At 48.1% G+C, this 16,823-nt stretch carries 15 protein-coding genes and 1 pseudogene; 10 read left to right on the plus strand and 6 right to left on the minus strand.

All coding sequences use genetic code 11. The annotated features are described in order from the left end of the window. Window positions 1-82: 82 nt before the first annotated feature. Window positions 83-1,474, plus strand: a complete 1,392-nt coding sequence (locus Q4A84_RS05135; protein ID WP_303087854.1) for a 3'-5' exonuclease — start codon at window positions 83-85, stop codon at window positions 1,472-1,474. Window positions 1,475-1,606: 132 nt separating this feature from the next. Here the strand turns inward: Q4A84_RS05135 and htpX are convergent, their stop codons facing one another. Both htpX and Q4A84_RS05145 read right to left on the minus strand, forming a co-directional pair. Next, complete coding sequence (gene htpX / locus Q4A84_RS05140) at window positions 1,607-2,449, minus strand: protease HtpX (protein ID WP_303087855.1); 843 nt, start codon at window positions 2,447-2,449, stop codon at window positions 1,607-1,609. Between the two features lie 214 nt (window positions 2,450-2,663). Beyond that, window positions 2,664-3,965, minus strand: a pseudogene (locus Q4A84_RS05145) (glutamate-5-semialdehyde dehydrogenase); the annotation flags it as partial. 381 nt (window positions 3,966-4,346) lie between these two features. Between Q4A84_RS05145 and Q4A84_RS05150 the strand changes: the two are divergent. Then, complete coding sequence (locus tag Q4A84_RS05150; protein WP_303087856.1) at window positions 4,347-4,931, plus strand: hypothetical protein; 585 nt, start codon at window positions 4,347-4,349, stop codon at window positions 4,929-4,931. Between the two features lie 106 nt (window positions 4,932-5,037). Here the strand turns inward: Q4A84_RS05150 and trxB are convergent, their stop codons facing one another. From trxB to typA, 3 genes are all read right to left on the minus strand, one after another. After that, the gene (gene trxB / locus Q4A84_RS05155; RefSeq protein WP_303087857.1) at window positions 5,038-5,991 is read right to left on the minus strand and encodes a thioredoxin-disulfide reductase; all 954 of its coding nucleotides are present in this window, start codon (window positions 5,989-5,991) and stop codon (window positions 5,038-5,040) included. 91 nt (window positions 5,992-6,082) lie between these two features. Then, the gene (locus Q4A84_RS05160; RefSeq protein ID WP_303087858.1) at window positions 6,083-6,655 is read right to left on the minus strand and encodes a hypothetical protein; all 573 of its coding nucleotides are present in this window, start codon (window positions 6,653-6,655) and stop codon (window positions 6,083-6,085) included. Between the two features lie 119 nt (window positions 6,656-6,774). Then, window positions 6,775-8,586 carry a translational GTPase TypA gene (gene typA, locus Q4A84_RS05165; protein WP_303087859.1) on the minus strand — a complete coding sequence of 604 codons (1,812 nt, stop codon included), beginning with the start codon at window positions 8,584-8,586 and terminating at the stop codon, window positions 6,775-6,777. Window positions 8,587-8,934: 348 nt separating this feature from the next. Here typA and bfr (Q4A84_RS05170) point away from each other — a divergent pair, with 348 nt between their 5' ends. The 8 genes from bfr (Q4A84_RS05170) (at window position 8,935) to Q4A84_RS05205 (ending at window position 16,317) form a co-directional block, all read left to right on the plus strand. Then, complete coding sequence (bfr, locus tag Q4A84_RS05170) at window positions 8,935-9,399, plus strand: bacterioferritin (RefSeq protein WP_303087860.1); 465 nt, start codon at window positions 8,935-8,937, stop codon at window positions 9,397-9,399. Between the two features lie 27 nt (window positions 9,400-9,426). Beyond that, window positions 9,427-9,900, plus strand: a complete 474-nt coding sequence (gene bfr, locus Q4A84_RS05175; protein ID WP_303087861.1) for a bacterioferritin — start codon at window positions 9,427-9,429, stop codon at window positions 9,898-9,900. 227 nt (window positions 9,901-10,127) lie between these two features. Beyond that, window positions 10,128-10,685 (plus strand): nitroreductase family protein, encoded by a 558-nt coding sequence (locus Q4A84_RS05180; protein WP_303087862.1) that lies wholly within the window; start codon window positions 10,128-10,130, stop codon window positions 10,683-10,685. A 149-nt stretch (window positions 10,686-10,834) separates the two neighbouring features. Continuing rightward, window positions 10,835-11,104, plus strand: a complete 270-nt coding sequence (locus tag Q4A84_RS05185) for a type B 50S ribosomal protein L31 (RefSeq protein ID WP_303087863.1) — start codon at window positions 10,835-10,837, stop codon at window positions 11,102-11,104. 3 nt (window positions 11,105-11,107) lie between these two features. Then, window positions 11,108-11,233, plus strand: coding sequence for a type B 50S ribosomal protein L36 (gene ykgO, locus Q4A84_RS05190; RefSeq protein WP_303087864.1), 126 nt, complete (start codon window positions 11,108-11,110; stop codon window positions 11,231-11,233). Window positions 11,234-11,543: 310 nt separating this feature from the next. Next, window positions 11,544-14,114, plus strand: a complete 2,571-nt coding sequence (gene clpB, locus Q4A84_RS05195; protein ID WP_303087865.1) for an ATP-dependent chaperone ClpB — start codon at window positions 11,544-11,546, stop codon at window positions 14,112-14,114. A 127-nt stretch (window positions 14,115-14,241) separates the two neighbouring features. Further along, window positions 14,242-15,300 (plus strand): NADP(H)-dependent aldo-keto reductase, encoded by a 1,059-nt coding sequence (locus Q4A84_RS05200; protein WP_303087866.1) that lies wholly within the window; start codon window positions 14,242-14,244, stop codon window positions 15,298-15,300. A 150-nt stretch (window positions 15,301-15,450) separates the two neighbouring features. Next, window positions 15,451-16,317 carry a hypothetical protein gene (locus Q4A84_RS05205; protein ID WP_303087867.1) on the plus strand — a complete coding sequence of 289 codons (867 nt, stop codon included), beginning with the start codon at window positions 15,451-15,453 and terminating at the stop codon, window positions 16,315-16,317. Between the two features lie 126 nt (window positions 16,318-16,443). Here Q4A84_RS05205 and Q4A84_RS05210 read toward each other — a convergent pair. Next, the coding region (locus tag Q4A84_RS05210; protein WP_303087868.1) for a pentapeptide repeat-containing protein at window positions 16,444-16,823 on the minus strand (380 nt) is incomplete at its 5' end.

Raw genomic sequence — 16,823 nt, forward strand, 5'->3', positions numbered from 1 at the left:
GTTGTCAACTGTTTTCTCGCGGAGAAGGCTAAGAAAAGGTAGAATATTAAAATTGTTATTTGGATTTGATGGAAATTTGGTTATGGCGGAAGCAATGAGTTGGCCTTTGTTGGCGTCTGCATTTACTCGGTTTGACCGGCCGGTCGTTATTGTGGATTTGGAAACGACCGGTGGTAATTTGCAAGACGATAGGGTTACGGAAGTGGCGTTTTTGTGTTTCGAGCATGGGCAGGTTGTGCGTTACGAATGGTTGGTTAATCCGGAAATGCCGATTCCTCCTTTTGTACAAAAATTAACGGGAATTGATGACGATATGGTCGATAGTGCGCCGGTTTTTGCCAGTTTGGCGCAAGAATTGTTGCCATTGTTACGCGGTGCGCTGATTGTGGCTCACAACAGTAAATTTGATTATACGTTTTTGTGTCAAGAGTTCCGACGTGCGGGCATAGACTTTGCGGCACCTGCTTTGTGTACGGTTCAGCTTTCCCGGAGGCTGTATCCTCAATTTCATAAGCATAATTTGGATAGCATTATTGAGCGTTGCGGTATGGTGGTGGAGAGCCGCCATCGTGCTATGGCTGATGTTTTGGTGTTGGCGGATTTTCTGGAAATGGCTTTGCAAGAGCGTGGCGTAATGGAGTTTGAAGCGCAATGCAGGGCTTTGATGAATCCGAAAATGTTACCGGCATGGTTGCCGAAAGGTTTGGCTGATCAGCTTTATGCGCTTCCGGAGCGGCATGGCGTTTTGGTTTGGTTGGATCGGAATGGTAAGGCGCTTTATTTATCGGATTATGAACGGATGTTTGCCGAAGTGGCGCTTAATTTGAATGCAGGAAAGCCTATTTACGCGCAAGCGGCTCAATCGATTAAGATTGTTCCGGCAGTAGGCAGTTTGCATGCTTTATGGCTGAAAGCGCAATTGGCCGCGGAATACGGTTTGCCGCCGTTGCAGGAACAAGGAAAAGCTTATCTGACGGTACATTTTTATCCAAATGAAAATGGAACGTTGCAGGCGAAAATCGAACCGTTGCGCTGTGGCCTTCATCAGGAAAAGCCTTATGGTTTGTTTTTGCATAAAAAGGCAGCTAAACGCGCGCTTTCTTTATGGGCGGCTGAAGCGGGCCTTTGTCCTTCGGTGTTGGCTATTTTGCCGCCAACTTATGCGACGGATGAACCTTGCCCTGTTAGGCAGGTTGGACGTTGTGAAGGAGAGTGCGGTACGGATGATGATCAAGCCCGGCATAACGAACGTGTTTTGGCGGCAGCGACTTTGTTGCCGGTGGCAGATTGGGGTAGGTTACACGAAGTGGAGATCACGGAGGCTGATGCGTTTAATGGGGAAAGTATGACGTTTCGTTGTGCAAGCGGTGCCTTGCTGTTGCCGGACGGCAGCTGGTATTTTGATGCTGCCCTGCCGGCTTTGTTGAAAAGTAAATTTAAACGAGGCAGAGCGGTTTTTAAAGAACTGGGGTAGTTGAGGAGGGGGATTTAGGCGTAATGATTTTGGGGTAGCCTGATGCCGGTAGTATGTTTTCAATATGATAATCAAAAAGCCTGTCTGAAAATGTTTTCAGGCAGGCTTTTTATCGAAATAATAAGTTTACGTTTACATGTTTTGCAAGCGGGCAATGCGGTTGTCTAGGCTTGGGTGGGTGCTTAAGAGTGAATCTTTAGCATCGCTGGCAATGCCCATTGCCGTCATGTCTTGTGGCAGGTCGCTCGGATTGCCTTTTAGGCGTTGTAAGGCGGCGATCATTTTAGGTGCGCCGACCAGCTTGGCGGCTCCTGCGTCGGCACGGTATTCGCGCTGGCGGCTGAACCACATAACGATGATGCTGGCCAGAAATCCGAACAGGACTTGCAATACCATGCTGACGATAAAATAGATGCCGTTGCTGGTTTCGCCGCGATCGTTGGTGGCAACCATATTGGAAATGATGCGAGATAGGAAAACGACAAATGTATTGACCACGCCTTGAATCAGAGTCAGAGTAACCATATCGCCATTGCCGATATGGGCCATTTCGTGCGCCAATACGGCTTCGACTTCGCCTCGGTTCATATGGTTTAACAAACCGGTGCTGACGGCAACCAGAGAGTGATTTTTACTTGCTCCGGTAGCGAAGGCATTCGGTTCGGGCGAATCGTAAATGGCGACTTCGGGGGTATTGAGATTCCATTGGCGGGCTTGGGCTTCTACGGTGCCGAGCAGCCAGGTTTCCAACTCGTTTTCAGGCTGGGTAATGACTTGGGCACCGACGGAACGTTTGGCTACCATTTTAGAGGTAAGTAGTGAAATGATGGAGCCGGTAAAGCCGATAACGGCGGAAAAACCGAGCAGCCCTGCAACGTTATTAGGATTGCCGTTTAATCCTAATATGCTCAAGATGATGCTGATAACAACTAAAACGGCAATATTTGTTAGTAAGAATAAGAATATGCGTTTCACGGATTTCCCTTCTTGTATATGTGTGGTTTGGTCTCAAAACTGAGCGCTTATTTTCGCAAAAAGCATACTAAAGAAATAGCGGGATTTCGGAAAAGGTATGCAAATTTGTATGGGTTTATTGAAGGTATTTAAACAAGATGCCTGTCTGCAAGTAATAAATTTTCATAGTTTTCAGACAGGCTTTTGTTTGTATGGCATAAATGATAATCAGTATTTAGTTTCTGATTTGCCCGTTACCGAGAACAATCCATTTTTGGCTGGTCAAGCCTTGCAAGCCGACAGGGCCGCGGACATGGATTTTATCGGTGGAAATGCCGATTTCCGCGCCTAAACCATATTCAAAACCATCGGCGAAACGGGTTGAGGCGTTGACCATCACGCTGGCGCTGTCAACCTGCCGCAGGAAGGTTTGGGCGTCGGTGTACGATTCGGTGATGATGCTGTCGGTGTGATGGCTGCCGTAGGTATTGATGTGGGAGATGGCTTCTTCCAGAGAGGAAACGGTTTTAATGGAAAGTATCGGTGCGAGGTATTCGGTATGCCAATCGGCTTCGTCTGCGGCTGTGATGCCGGGCAAAATAGCAGTAACCTGAGGGCTGCCGCGCAATTCGACGCCTTTCTCGGCATATTGTGCGGCCAATAGAGGCAGGATTTCGGCTGCACGTTTTTCGTGAACCAATAAGGTTTCCATAGTGTTGCAGGTGCCGTAACGAGAGGTTTTGGCATTGAAGGCGATGGAAACCGCTTTTTCCGTATCGGCACTTTGGTCGATATAGATGTGGCAAATGCCATCGAGATGCTTGATAACGGGTACGCGTGCTTCCGCCGAAATGCGGGCAACTAAGTTCTTCCCGCCGCGTGGGATAACTACGTCGATTAAATCGGGGCTTTGCAACATGACGCCGACGCCTTCCCGGTCGGTCTGCTCGATAAAGGCGACGGCACCGCCGGGCAAGCCTGCCTCCTGCAAAGCCTGCGTGATTAATCGCGCAATGGCCGCATTGCTGCGAAAGGCCTCGCTGCCGCCGCGTAAAATGCAGGCATTGCCGGATTTGAGACATAGTGCGGCCGCGTCGACGGTAACATTGGGGCGCGATTCGTAAATAATGCCGATCACACCGAGCGGTACGCGCATTTTGCCGATTTGCAGGCCGTTAGGGCGGATACGGAATTCATCCATTTCACCTATGGGATCGGGCAGAGCGGCAATTTGACGCAGGCCTTCGCACATGCTTTCTATGGTTTTTTCGGAGAGCTTAAGACGATCCAGCAGGGCGGTATCCAAACCTTTGGCTTCGGCAGCGGCCATATCTTCCTGGTTGGCAGCGAGAATCTCGGTTTCTTTTTGTTTGATGAGTTGAGCCAGAAGCAAAAGAGCCGCATTTTTTTGTGCGCTGGTTGCCGACGCCATTTCATAAAAAGCGTCTTTGGCCGCCTGAGCCCGCCCGCGTACATATTCTTGAATATTCTGCATAGGTTTCACTTGTTTCTCGTTGGTTGGGTTGATATCCGTAAAATTATTGGAGCTTTTGAGTTTTGTAAAGCATTAGACGGAGCGTCTTTAAAAAATGGTTAAGATTGGTGTGCAGAGTTAGGCTATAAATACGGTTATGTTTAAATAATGAAAATGCTTATGGCATTTTATTGATATTAGTCAATTTTAAAAAGGAGATTTAAGGCATTTTGAGCGTAAACATTGGTAAAAATGCTCAATAGAAACATAGTCAAATGTCATTTAATCGTTTAAACGACCATATTTCCAAGCATGAATAAAAATTCTATGAATTGCATTAAAATTTACAATCTATAACGTTAATCGTGATTAATGCGGATTATTGTTATTTGATTGAAAAATAAACAAATGAATATTAATAATTACTCAAATTAGGAGTGCTTCATGGAAATGTACGCAAAAACAATATTAGTATTTTTGCATTTTTTATTGGCTGCGCTGGCATTGGCGCAAGTTATTCGAACTGATTATTTAGTGTTGAAAAATTATACCAAACCGTTGGGCGAAACGGTGGTGGCCGCTATTTCGGAAACCAAACGAATCGCGTGTTGGAGCTTGGCATTGCTTTATTTGACTGGTGGTTTATTGGTGTTGTATGGCATGAATACTAATCCGGCGTATATGTCTAATGAAAAACTTTGGGTGAAATTTATTTGCGTCGGTGTTTTAACACTGAACGGTTATTTGGTGCATAAGCTGGATAAGCATGTACGGGTTGGTTCGACTTTGTCGGAATTTCCGCTGTCGTTTGCATTGCAAATGGCTGTTGTAGGGGCAATCAGTTCGTCAAGCTGGATTTTTGCTTGTTTGTTGGGCATCGCCCGTGCTTGGAATGGCAAGCTCCCGTTTGTTGAGGTGATGACTTATTATGGTGCTACGGTAGTGCTGGCAATTTGCGTGAGCATCGGATTTACTTTGCTGGTTAGAACCCGTCTGACTTATCCCGACAAACGTTTTAGACATGATTAACCAATTGTATTTTTAAGTGAACCGCTTTGGCTGTAAAGCGCCAAGGTTTTAAGAAACAAAAAAAAGCGCACGATTTTCGGTGCGCTTTTTTTTGTTTGGCGAAACTTTAGTGCTGCTGATCCAGCCAGCGTTCGGCATCCAGCGCTGCTTGGCAACCTGAGGCGGCGCTGGTAATGGCTTGTCGGTAGGTATGGTCTTTAACGTCGCCCGCCGCCCAAATGCCTTCGATATTGGTTGCGCCGACGTTGTCTCCGCTACCGCCTTTGGTTTTCAGATAACCGGTCTCATCCATATCAAGCTGGCCTTTGAATATTTCGGTATTGGGTTGGTGGCCGATGGCAATGAACACGCCTTGCACGGTAATTTCTTCGCTTTCGCCACGGTTGTTTTTCAGACGGGCTCCGGTTACGCCGCCGGCATCGCCGAGCACTTCATCTAGCGTGCTGTTGAGTTTCAGGATAATTTTGCCTTCCGATACGCGTTGCATGAGTTTGTCGACCATGATTTTTTCGGCACGGAAGCTGTCGCGGCGGTGGATTAGGGTAACGGTGGCGGCGATATTGGCCAGATAGAGCGCTTCTTCAACTGCGGTATTGCCGCCGCCGACAACGGCAACATGTTGGTTTTTATAAAAGAAACCGTCGCAGGTGGCGCAGGCGGATACGCCCTTGCCGGCAAAGGCTTCTTCGCTGGGAAGCCCCAGATATTTGGCGGATGCGCCTGTGGCGATAATCAATGCGTCGCAAGTGTATTCGCCCATGTCGCCGATGAGTTTGAACGGACGGCTTTGCAATTGGGCCGTGTGGATTTGGTCGAAAATCATTTCGGTGCCGAAGCGTTCGGCGTGGGCTTGGAATCGCGCCATGAGTTCGGGGCCTTGTACGCCGTTGGGGTCGGCAGGCCAGTTGTCGACTTCCGTGGTGGTCATGAGTTGGCCGCCTTGTGCGATGCCGGTAATGAGGGTAGGGCTGAGATTGGCTCGCGCGGCGTAAACGGCAGCGGTATAGCCGGCAGGGCCGGAGCCTAAAATGATGAGTTTGCTGTGTTTTGAGTTGCTCATGGTTTATCCTGCTTTCGGGTTGTTTCAGACAGGCATGATGCCTGTCTGAAATATTGTTGGCAATGGGATGGGTAGATTGTTCAGCCGGGTTTTAACGGCGGCGACCAAAACCGCGGCCGAGGCCGAAGCTGCGCTGCTGGCGGGGTTGTTGGTAATTGTTTGGTGCTTTGTTGGTTTGGCGGTAGGCCGAGGAATTGGCTTGCCGGGCGGCTTGTTGACGCGGGGTCAGCTTATTGGGGACTTGTGCCGTTTTGCCGCGGTATTGTTGGGCGTATTGGGTACGGACTTGCTGTGCTGCTGCGCTGTTGGCAGGCGCTCTGGTAAATTTGTTGGCCAAGGCGTTGCCGATAAAGGCGCCGGCTGCGGCACCGACCAAACTTTGCAGCAACCAGCTTCCGGTAGATGAATCGTACATATATTGTTGGCCGTCGTTGCCTGTAACGATTTCGCCGTTTTTGCCTTTTTCCTGTGCTTCGGCGGGCAAGGTTTCGTTGACTGCGCTGGCGGCAAGTTGGTAAACGGTGCCGTCTTGTTGCGCTTGCAACTGGGCGATTTGTTCTTGCTGGGCTTTGAGTTGTGCTTCAAGCTTGGCTTGTTTGCTGTCGCCGCAGGCAGAAAGAATAAGGGATGCGGTAAGGCCGAGTAGGACTAGATGTTTTTTCATGATTCGGTTCCGACTTAAGGTATTAAACAAATTTCAATATGGTGTATTTTTAAATTAATTCAACTTGCTTTGCTGAATAAAATGCCTGTCTGAAATTTTCAGACAGGCATTGTTCGGATTTAGTCTAGTTTTTTGAAGTGTTTGCGGCGCTCGTTTTCTTGTAAGTAACGTTTGCGCAAGCGGATGGATTTCGGCGTGATTTCCACCAGTTCGTCATCATCAATAAACTCTACCGCGCTTTCCAGAGTGAGTTTTATCGGCGTGGTCAGGCGTACGGCTTCGTCGGTGCCGCTGGCACGGACGTTGGTCAGCTTCTTGCCTTTGAGCGGGTTGACCACCAAATCGTTATCGCGACTGTGGATACCGATAATCATGCCTTCGTAGATTTTTTCGCCGGGCGAAACAAACATGCGACCGCGGTCTTCCAGATTCCATAAAGCATAAGCCACGGCTTCGCCTTGTTCTTGAGAAACCAGCACGCCGTTGTGGCGGCCGGGCATATCGGGTTTGACCGGAGCATAGTCGTCGAACACGTGGCTCATCAGGCCGGTGCCGCGCGTCATGGTCATGAACTCACCTTGAAAGCCGATGAGGCCGCGGGCGGGAATGTGGTATTCGAGGCGGGTGCGACCATTGCCGTCGCTTTCCATATTGGTCAGCTCGCCGCGGCGACGACCCAGCTCTTCCATGACAGCGCCTTGGTTGTCGTCGGGAACGTCAACGGTAAGGTTTTCATACGGCTCGCATTTCTGGCCGTCAATATCGCGGTAAACCACGCGCGGCTTGCCTACGGCCAGCTCATAGCCTTCACGGCGCATGTTTTCCAGCAAGATGGTCAAATGCAACTCGCCGCGGCCGGATACGCGGAATATGTCGGCATCCGCCGTATCTTCCACTCTTAATGCAACGTTGGTCAGTAATTCTTTCTGCAAGCGATCGCGGATTTGGCGCGAGGTAACGAATTTACCTTCGGTTCCGGCCAGCGGGCTGGTGTTTACCATGAAATCCATCGTCAGAGTCGGCTCGTCTACGCTCAACATCGGCAGACCGACAGGATTGTCTTTATCGGAAATGGTCACGCCGATGCCGATTTCTTCCAAACCGGAAATAATGATGATATCGCCCGCTTCCGCTTCTTCTAACGGCACGCGTTCCAAACCTTTGAAGCCGAGCAGTTGGTTGATTCGGCCTTGTGCCACTTGTTGCTCATGATTCATAACGGCAACCACTTGGCCCGGTTTGATGCGGCCATTCAAAATGCGGCCGATACCGAGACGGCCGGTATAGTTGTCGTAGTCGAGCTGGGAAATTTGCAGCTGCAGCGGTTTGTTGGCATCGCCGGAGGGCGGCGGGGTGTGTTTCAGAATGGTTTCAAACAGCGGGCGCATATCGCTGCTGTCGTCGGCTTCGTTCATCTTGGCGAAGCCGGACAGACCGGATGCGTAAACAATGGGGAAATCCAGTTGCTCGTCGGTAGCGCCGAGATTGTCGAACAATTCAAAGGTTTGGTCGATAACCCAGCTCGGGCGGGCGCTGGGTTTGTCGATTTTATTGATGACCACAATAGGGCGCAGGCCGAGAGCCAAGGCTTTTTTGGTTACGAAACGGGTTTGCGGCATCGGACCTTCTTGTGCGTCTACCAGCAATACCACGCAATCAACCATACCCAATACACGTTCTACTTCGCCTCCGAAATCAGCGTGTCCGGGGGTGTCGACGATATTGATGTGGTAGCCCTCGTATTCGATGGCGGTGTTTTTGGCAAGAATGGTAATGCCGCGCTCTTTTTCAAGATCGTTGCTGTCCATAACGCGCTCGTCAACCTGCTGGTTGGCGCGAAAGGTGCCGGATTGGCGCAGAAGTTGGTCGACCAGCGTGGTTTTGCCGTGGTCGACGTGGGCGATAATCGCAATGTTGCGGATTTGTTTCATGTTGTTTGTGCTTTAGCTAAATTTGAAAAACTGTGAATTATAACATGCTTTTATTTGGGGATACGGCGGAATATTCAGCAGCAAAAAACAACAGTTTAGGGTTAATTTATGTAAATCATAAATATGATTGATAGAGCTTATCAAAATCATCTCCAACAAAATGTCATAGAAAACAAGAAAATGATATTTTTCGGGCTGAAAAATTGGACGGGTTGTTGTTGATAATTGTTTGTATTTTAAATAGAAAAATTGAAAAAAATAAAATTGTTGCTAGAATTGCGACTTGAATAAATACACGCAGTCGTTAAAAAAACATCAAGCCACTATGGGGTGGTTGAAAGGAAAATCATGCAAGGCAATCAAGCTGTAATCGATTATATGAATGAATTGTTGGCCGGAGAGCTGGCCGCTCGCGATCAATATTTTATCCATTCCCGTATGTATGCGGAATGGGGTTATAACAAACTGTTTGACCGCATCGGTCATGAAATGGAAGATGAAACCGGCCATGCCGAACAGTTTATCCGTCGTATTTTAATGCTGGGTGGCACGCCGAAAATGGTTCCTGCCGCATTGAATTTGGGCACCGACGTGCCTTCCATGTTGAAAGCAGATTTGGAAACCGAATTTGAAGTTCGTGCGGCTTTGAAAAAAGGCATCCGTCTTTGCGAAGAGCATCAAGATTACGTTACCCGTGAATTGATGGTTGAGCAATTGAAAGATACGGAAGAAGATCATGCCCACTGGCTGGAACAACAATTGCGCTTGATTGACATGGTTGGTTTGAACAATTACTTGCAAAGCCAGGTTTGATTTCGGATTCGATGAAAGGAATCAATTATGCAAGGTGATCGTTCCGTTATCCGCGAGCTGAATAAAAACTTAGGCTTGCTGCTGATAACCATTAACCAATACTTCCTGCATGCCCGTATTTTGAAAAATTGGGGTTTTGAGGAATTGAGCGAGAATTTCTACAAGCAATCGATTGTGGAAATGAAGGCTGCGGATAAAATTATTGAGCGCATTCTGATGCTTGAAGGTTTACCAAACCTGCAAGAATTGGGTAAATTGTTGATTGGTGAAAACGCTCAAGAAATTATTCAATGCGATTTAACGAAAGAGCAGGAAAAACATGACGCATTGGTCGCAGCCATTGCCGAATGCGAGGCTAAGCAAGATTATGTCAGCCGAGCCCTGTTGGCCAAGTTGAAAGATACCAACGAAGAACACATTGATTGGTTGGAAACCCAGCAAGAGATGATTGTTGAGTTGGGTCTGCAAAATTATTTACAAACCGCAGCGCAAGAGGATTAAGCCGGTTCGCCTGCTTAATATAATACACAAACCTACCAAAGCAAACAGCTTTTGCGCAAGCTGGAAAAGAAGCGGCCTGCCTTAACCGGCAGGCCGTTTTATTACCGTGTTTCTCCGCTCCATGCCTGTCTGAAAAGGATAAGCTTAGCGTTTCAGACAGGCATGGTTAAAGCGGAAAACTTATGCTATAAGATAAAGACATTTTCATTTGGAAAGACAAAACCGTCATGGATGCATTGGAATTATTGACTACCCGACGTTCGGATAAAAAACTGGCGGCTCCCGGGCCCAATCGAAATCAGTTGGAAATGATGTTGCAAGCCGCAACTCAAGTGCCTGATCACGGCAATATGCGGCCGGTAAAATTTACGGTTATCGAAAGCGAAGAGGGCTTGGCGCGTTTTCGGGAATTGTTGAAACAGACGGTTGTCGAATTGAATTTCGGCGAGGATAGCCTTAAAAAGGCGGAAAAAGTAGGCACGATGGCGCCGCTGGTGGTAGGGGTAACTTTCAGCCCGAATCGAGAGGTCTGCAAGCCGAAGCCTGAATGGGAGCAGATGTTGAGTGCCGCTTGTTCGGCTTATGCGTTTCAACTGGCGGCCGTCGCTCAAGGTTTTGGCAACGTATGGATTTCAGGTTTGTGGGTAAACAGCCCTTTAATCCGCGAGGCGTTTGGCTGTGCGGAAAAAGATAAAATCATTGCTTTGCTGATGGTGGGAACGGCAGAAGAACCGGTATCCGGCGCTAAAAATAACGATTTGGACTCGTACGTTACTTATTGGTAATGAGACGTTGTCATGCAAAGCCAAACCGACCGCTGAAATATGCGGCCGGTTTTTTCAGACAGGCATCAGATGCGGTTTGAGTTGAGATGATATTGATTAAGCCGTTTAGTTTGAGTATAATGTTACGTTATAACAAATTAGGAGGGTTTATGAAAAAGAATATTCATCCTGAAAATTACCGTACTGTTTTGTTTTACGACAGTAGCGCGGATGAGGGTTGGTTGATTCGTTCTTGCGCGCCGGTTTCTAAAACCATGGTGTGGCGAGACGGGCAGGAATATCCGGTGTTTATGCTGGAAACTTCCTCTGCCAGCCATCCTGCCTATACCGGTAAACGGAGGGAGCATAACAAAGAGGGCCGCGCCAGCCGCTTTAATCAGCGCTATGCGGGAATGATGAATGCATTGAAAAAAGGATAAGCTATGCAAGTATTATCGTCTTTAAAAACAGCCAAACAGCGGCATCGGGATTGTCAGGTTGTACGCCGCCGTGGTAAGGTTTATGTAATTTGCAAAAGCAACCCCCGCTTTAAAGCGCGTCAGCGTTAAGGGTTGAATGCGATACTTCCATATTAGCTAGGTTTAATAAGCTGCCGTTGGGCGGCTTTTTTTTCGCTGTTTTCCGCCTTTTTATCATGATTGTTTTTCGGAACGGATTTATTGTTGAACGGGCTTGTTCTTTACTGAATTCGGACTAATTTCATATTAATCATAATGTTAGAGTTTTTTGTTTGTTAATCATATATTTATTTTAGTGTCAAGCGAAATTAATAAAATCTAACTATTGAAATACAACTTGCCAACCCAATATGACATTCATCCAATAAATTATTCCATTCAAGTTAGGGAGTTAAAGAATATGAGATTTGATAAATTAACCGCTAAATTCCAACAGGCTTTGCAAGAAGGGCAAAGCTTGGCATTGGCGGCCGATAACAGTTATTTAGAAGCCGGCCATGTCTTAAAAGCGCTGCTGGATGATGATAGCGGCATTACGGCTTTGCTGGCCAACGCGGGTGCCAATGTGGCCCAAGTGAAACAACAATTACAGCAGAATTTAAACGCTTTGCCCAAAGTATCGGGTAATGGTGGGGAGATTCTGCCTAGTCGCGAATTGCAGGCCGTTTTAAATTTGATGGATAAAGCAGCCGTTAAACGCGGAGATGCTTATATTGCCAGCGAATTATTTCCGTTGGCGCTTATCCAGCAAAATGATGCTACCGGCAAGATTCTGAAAAATGCCGGTGCAACCGAACAAAACATTAATGCCGCTATTGATGCGGTGCGAGGAGGGGCGTCTGTGGATAATCCCAATGCAGAAGATCAACGCGAAGCGTTGAAAAAATATACGCTTGATTTAACCCAACGGGCACGTGAAGGCAAGCTGGATCCGGTTATCGGCCGTGATGATGAAATCCGCCGTGCCATTCAGGTTTTACAACGTCGTACGAAAAACAACCCTGTCTTAATCGGTGAGCCAGGTGTCGGCAAAACCGCCATTGTAGAAGGTTTGGCACAGAGGATAGTAGATGGCGAAGTGCCTGAGAGCTTGCGTAACAAACGCTTGCTGGTGCTGGATTTGGCTGCGTTGATCGCCGGTGCAAAATACCGCGGCGAGTTTGAAGAACGCTTGAAAAGTGTGTTGAACGATCTGGCTAAAGACGATGGCAATACTTTGATTTTTATCGATGAGATTCATACATTGGTTGGCGCGGGTAAAACCGACGGCGCAATGGACGCCGGCAATATGCTGAAGCCTGCGCTGGCGCGCGGCGAATTGCATTGTATTGGCGCCACTACGCTGGACGAATACCGTCAATACATCGAAAAAGATGCCGCGCTGGAGCGCCGCTTTCAGAAAGTTTTGGTCGGAGAGCCGAGCGTGGAAGACACTATTGCGATTCTGCGCGGTTTGCAAGAGCGTTATGAAATCCACCACGGTATCGATATTACCGACCCGGCCATCGTGGCTGCGGCCGAATTGAGCAACCGCTATATTACCGACCGTTTTTTACCGGATAAAGCCATTGATTTGATTGATGAAGCGGCCAGTCGAATCAAAATGGAGCTCGACAGCAAACCGGAGCAAATGGATAAGCTCGACCGCCGTATTATTCAGCTCAAAATGGAGCGGATGCACGTTGAAAAAGAAAGCGACGAGGCAAGTAAGAAACGTTTGGAGCTGATTGACGAAGAAATTTCTGGATTACAGAAAGAATATGCCGATTTGGACGAAATCTGGAAAGCCGAAAAAGCATCAACTGCCGGTACGGCCGATATTAAAAAACAAATCGACGAAATCAAAGTGAAAATCGAGCAGGCCAAACGCCAAGGCGATTTTGCCCGTGCATCCGAGCTGGAATACGGCGAATTGCCCAAATTGGGCCAGCAGCTGCAAGCGATTGAGAGCAACCCTGAAGTGAAACATACCAACAAACTTTTCCGCACCGAAGTAGGGGCGGACGAAGTGGCTGAAATCGTGTCGCGTATGACAGGCATTCCCGTGGCAAAAATGATGGAAGGCGAACGGGACAAACTTTTGAAAATGGAAGAAGTGCTGCATAAACGCGTGGTTGGACAAGATCAGGCGGTGCGTGCGGTATCCGACGCCATTCGCCGCAGCCGTTCCGGCTTGGCCGATCCCAACAAACCTTACGGCAGCTTTTTATTTTTAGGCCCGACTGGTGTCGGTAAAACCGAGTTGTGCAAAGCGTTGGCGAATTTCTTGTTCGACAGCGAAGACCATCTGATCCGCATTGATATGTCGGAATATATGGAAAAACATGCGGTTGCCCGTTTGATTGGCGCACCTCCGGGTTACGTTGGCTATGAAGAGGGCGGTTATCTTACCGAGCAAGTGCGCCGTAAACCGTATAGCGTGATTTTGCTGGACGAGGTGGAAAAAGCGCATCCTGATGTGTTCAATATTTTACTGCAAGTGCTGGATGACGGCCGCTTGACCGACGGGCAGGGTCGTACGGTGGATTTTAAAAACACCGTTATTGTGATGACGTCGAATATCGGCAGCCAGCATATTCAGAAATTGGGTACAAGCGATTATGAAGCAGTAAAAGATGTGGTGATGGAAGATGTGAAAGAGCATTTCCGCCCTGAAATGATTAACCGCATTGACGAGGTGGTGGTGTTCCACGGCTTGGATCAGGCCAATATCCGAAACATCGCTAAAATCCAGCTTGCAGGCCTGAAAAAACGCTTGGAAGCCATGAATTTGCATTTGCATGTGGATGACGCTGCGTTGGATGTGATTGCCAAAGCCGGCTTTGATCCGGTATACGGCGCCCGCCCGCTCAAACGTGCCATTCAGGCTGAAATTGAAAATCCGTTGTCTATTCGGTTGTTGGAAGGTGCTTACAAACCTGACAGCGCGATTCACATCAAAGCCGATGGAGACAAACTGGTGTTCGATTGATTCGGATAAACGCATGATCAACAGTTTTAAACTTTAAATCAGAATGCCTGTCTGAAAAGGGTTTTCAGACAGGCATGATTGTTAGCCAATGTATTGACCTTTAAATAATAAGGAAAGGAGCAGGGCAATGGAGCAAAGATACTTAGGCCGAAGTGGCATCAAAGTGAGCAAAATCTGCCTCGGCACGATGACGTGGGGCGAGCAGAACACAGAGCAAGAAGCGCACGAGCAATTGGATTATGCGTTGGCAAACGGAGTGAATTTTATCGACACGGCCGAGATGTATCCTGTTCCGCCGTGCAAAGAAACGTATACGCGCACCGAGCAATATATCGGCAATTGGATTAAAGCGCGCGGCCGGCGCGATGATTTTGTGCTGGCGAGCAAAGTGGCCGGGCCTACCGGCAATAATACCAACGGGCTGGACAGCTATATTCGCGGCGGCAACGATTTTTCACGCGCGCAGATTATCGAGGCTTGCGAAGCCAGCCTGAAACGCTTGAATACCGATTATCTCGACTTATATCAGCTGCATTGGCCGGAGCGGAAAGTGAATTATTTTGGCCGCTTGGGCGTGTCGGCGCTCGACGGGAGTGAGCGGTTTACGCCGTTTGCCGAAGTGTTGGACGCTTTGAGCGAGTTGGTAAAACAGGGCAAAATCCGCGCGTTCGGCTTATCAAACGAAACGCCTTGGGGCACCATGCGCTATCTGAATTTACATGAGCAGAATCCAGAATTGGCGCGGGTGGCCAGCGTGCAAAATCCTTATAACCTGCTGAATCGCAGCTATGAAGTGGGCATGAGTGAAATCGCTTTGCGCGAAGAAGTGCCGCTGCTGGCCTATTCGCCGTTAGCTTTCGGCGTGTTGAGCGGAAAATACCGTAACGGCGCGCGGCCGGAAGGCAGCCGCTTGGCTTTGTTTGAGCGTTTCCAACGTTATACCAAACCCAAGGCATTCGAAGCGGTGGAGCGTTATGCCGAAATCGCCGAAGCAAACGGCTTGAGCCTGACCGCATTGTCGCTGGCGTTTGTGAATCAGCAAAAATTTGTGGCCAGCAACATCATCGGCGCCACAACGATGGCGCAGTTGCGCGAAAACATTGCCAGCGCAGAAGTGCAATTAAGCGAAGATGTGTTGGCGGCAATCGATGCGGTTCACGCTGAAATCAGCAATCCCTGCCCGTAAGCTTGCACAGAGTAGCATATAAAACGAAACATCAAAGCCTGTCTGAAAATCGTTTTCAGACAGGTTTTAACTTTTTATAAGTTGAAAATAACAGATGCAACTGTTTTATGAAAATTAGCTATAATGGCGCTTTTCTACCGAGGAAAATTGATGTTGCCCGAATCCGCACTTCGCGAGATGTATCCCGCAATCATGACGCCCAGCCATGACGGTAAATATTTCCATAATTACGTTCTCTCGCTGCTCAACCTAACCAACCATGCGCAGAAAGTCGGCATGCCGCTGCAAATCGTTTTGCAACGCGGCGAAAGCCTGATTACCCGCGCCCGCAATAATTGCGTTGCTTCCTTTTTGGCCAACCCCGAATGGACGCATCTTTTCTGGATGGATTCCGATATCGGCTTTTCCCCCGAAGCCGTATATCGCCTGCTCTTAGCCGATAGAGATGTGGTAGCCGGCGTATACCCGCTCAAGCGAGAAAACTGGCCCGAAGCAGGTCTGCCGCAAGGCATGACGCGCACCGAATTTGAAGCGGCTTACACCCGCTACACCATCAACACCAGCCGCTTGGATGAAAACGGCGAAATCGCCCTGCATATCGATGCCGACGGCTTTATGGAAGTAGACGAAGCGCCCACCGGCTTTATGGTTATCAAGCGCAGCGTGTTCGAACGCATGATCGCGGCTTACCCCGATTTGCAATACGTTTCAGACAGCGATTACGAGCCGGAAGAAGAAAACCTGCATTATCGTTTTTTCGATTGTTTCGTCGACCCGCAAAGCCGCCGCTATCTCTCGGAAGACTACGGTTTCTGCCATCTTTGGCAACGTATCGGCGGCAAGATTTTTATCGACACGCAATCCAATTTAACCCATCAAGGGGCCAAAGTTTATCGCGGCCCGTTTGCCCGATCTTTGAAAACCAATTTACCGATGGCCGTATCAGCCCCCGAAGGCCGCAAAATGCGGCTTGAGCATGACGCGCCGCTGGCCATGAATCCGCCGGGTGCTGAATAAGAGATTTTGCTCACGCTTGGATGTTTTTAGAAATAAATGGTTGATCTGAGAAAAAACCATAGCCGGTGTGATATATCGGCTATGGTTTTTATATTGGATTAACGTATTGGATAGGCTCAAACTTATTTAAATATCTTCAATGCTGATTTCCCAATCAGGGTTCTCTTGTTGTGTTTCAGGAAGGTTGATTGTTATCGGTAAATTGAGATAATAAAATATTCCTTGGCCGTTTTTGCCTGTGATGACGACGCGTTTATTATCTAAGTCAACATGGTCTTGGTTAGTATCTTCTCCTGATTCAGTATATAAAATAATTCCGCCTTTTTCTTTGAATTGGTGCCATTTTTCTTTATCGGCATGCTTGTCTGAATATGAAACAATCGAACCTGTAAAATCTTTTGCATTACACATCTCTAAAGATGTGGTGCCTAGCAAATTTACACTTCGAAGGTTCGCCTCTTGCAGGTTTGCGCTCCAAAGGTTTGCGTTTTGAAGGTTTGCATTTT

The organism is Neisseria sp., assembly GCF_030527965.1.
Lineage (GTDB): Bacteria > Pseudomonadota > Gammaproteobacteria > Burkholderiales > Neisseriaceae > Neisseria.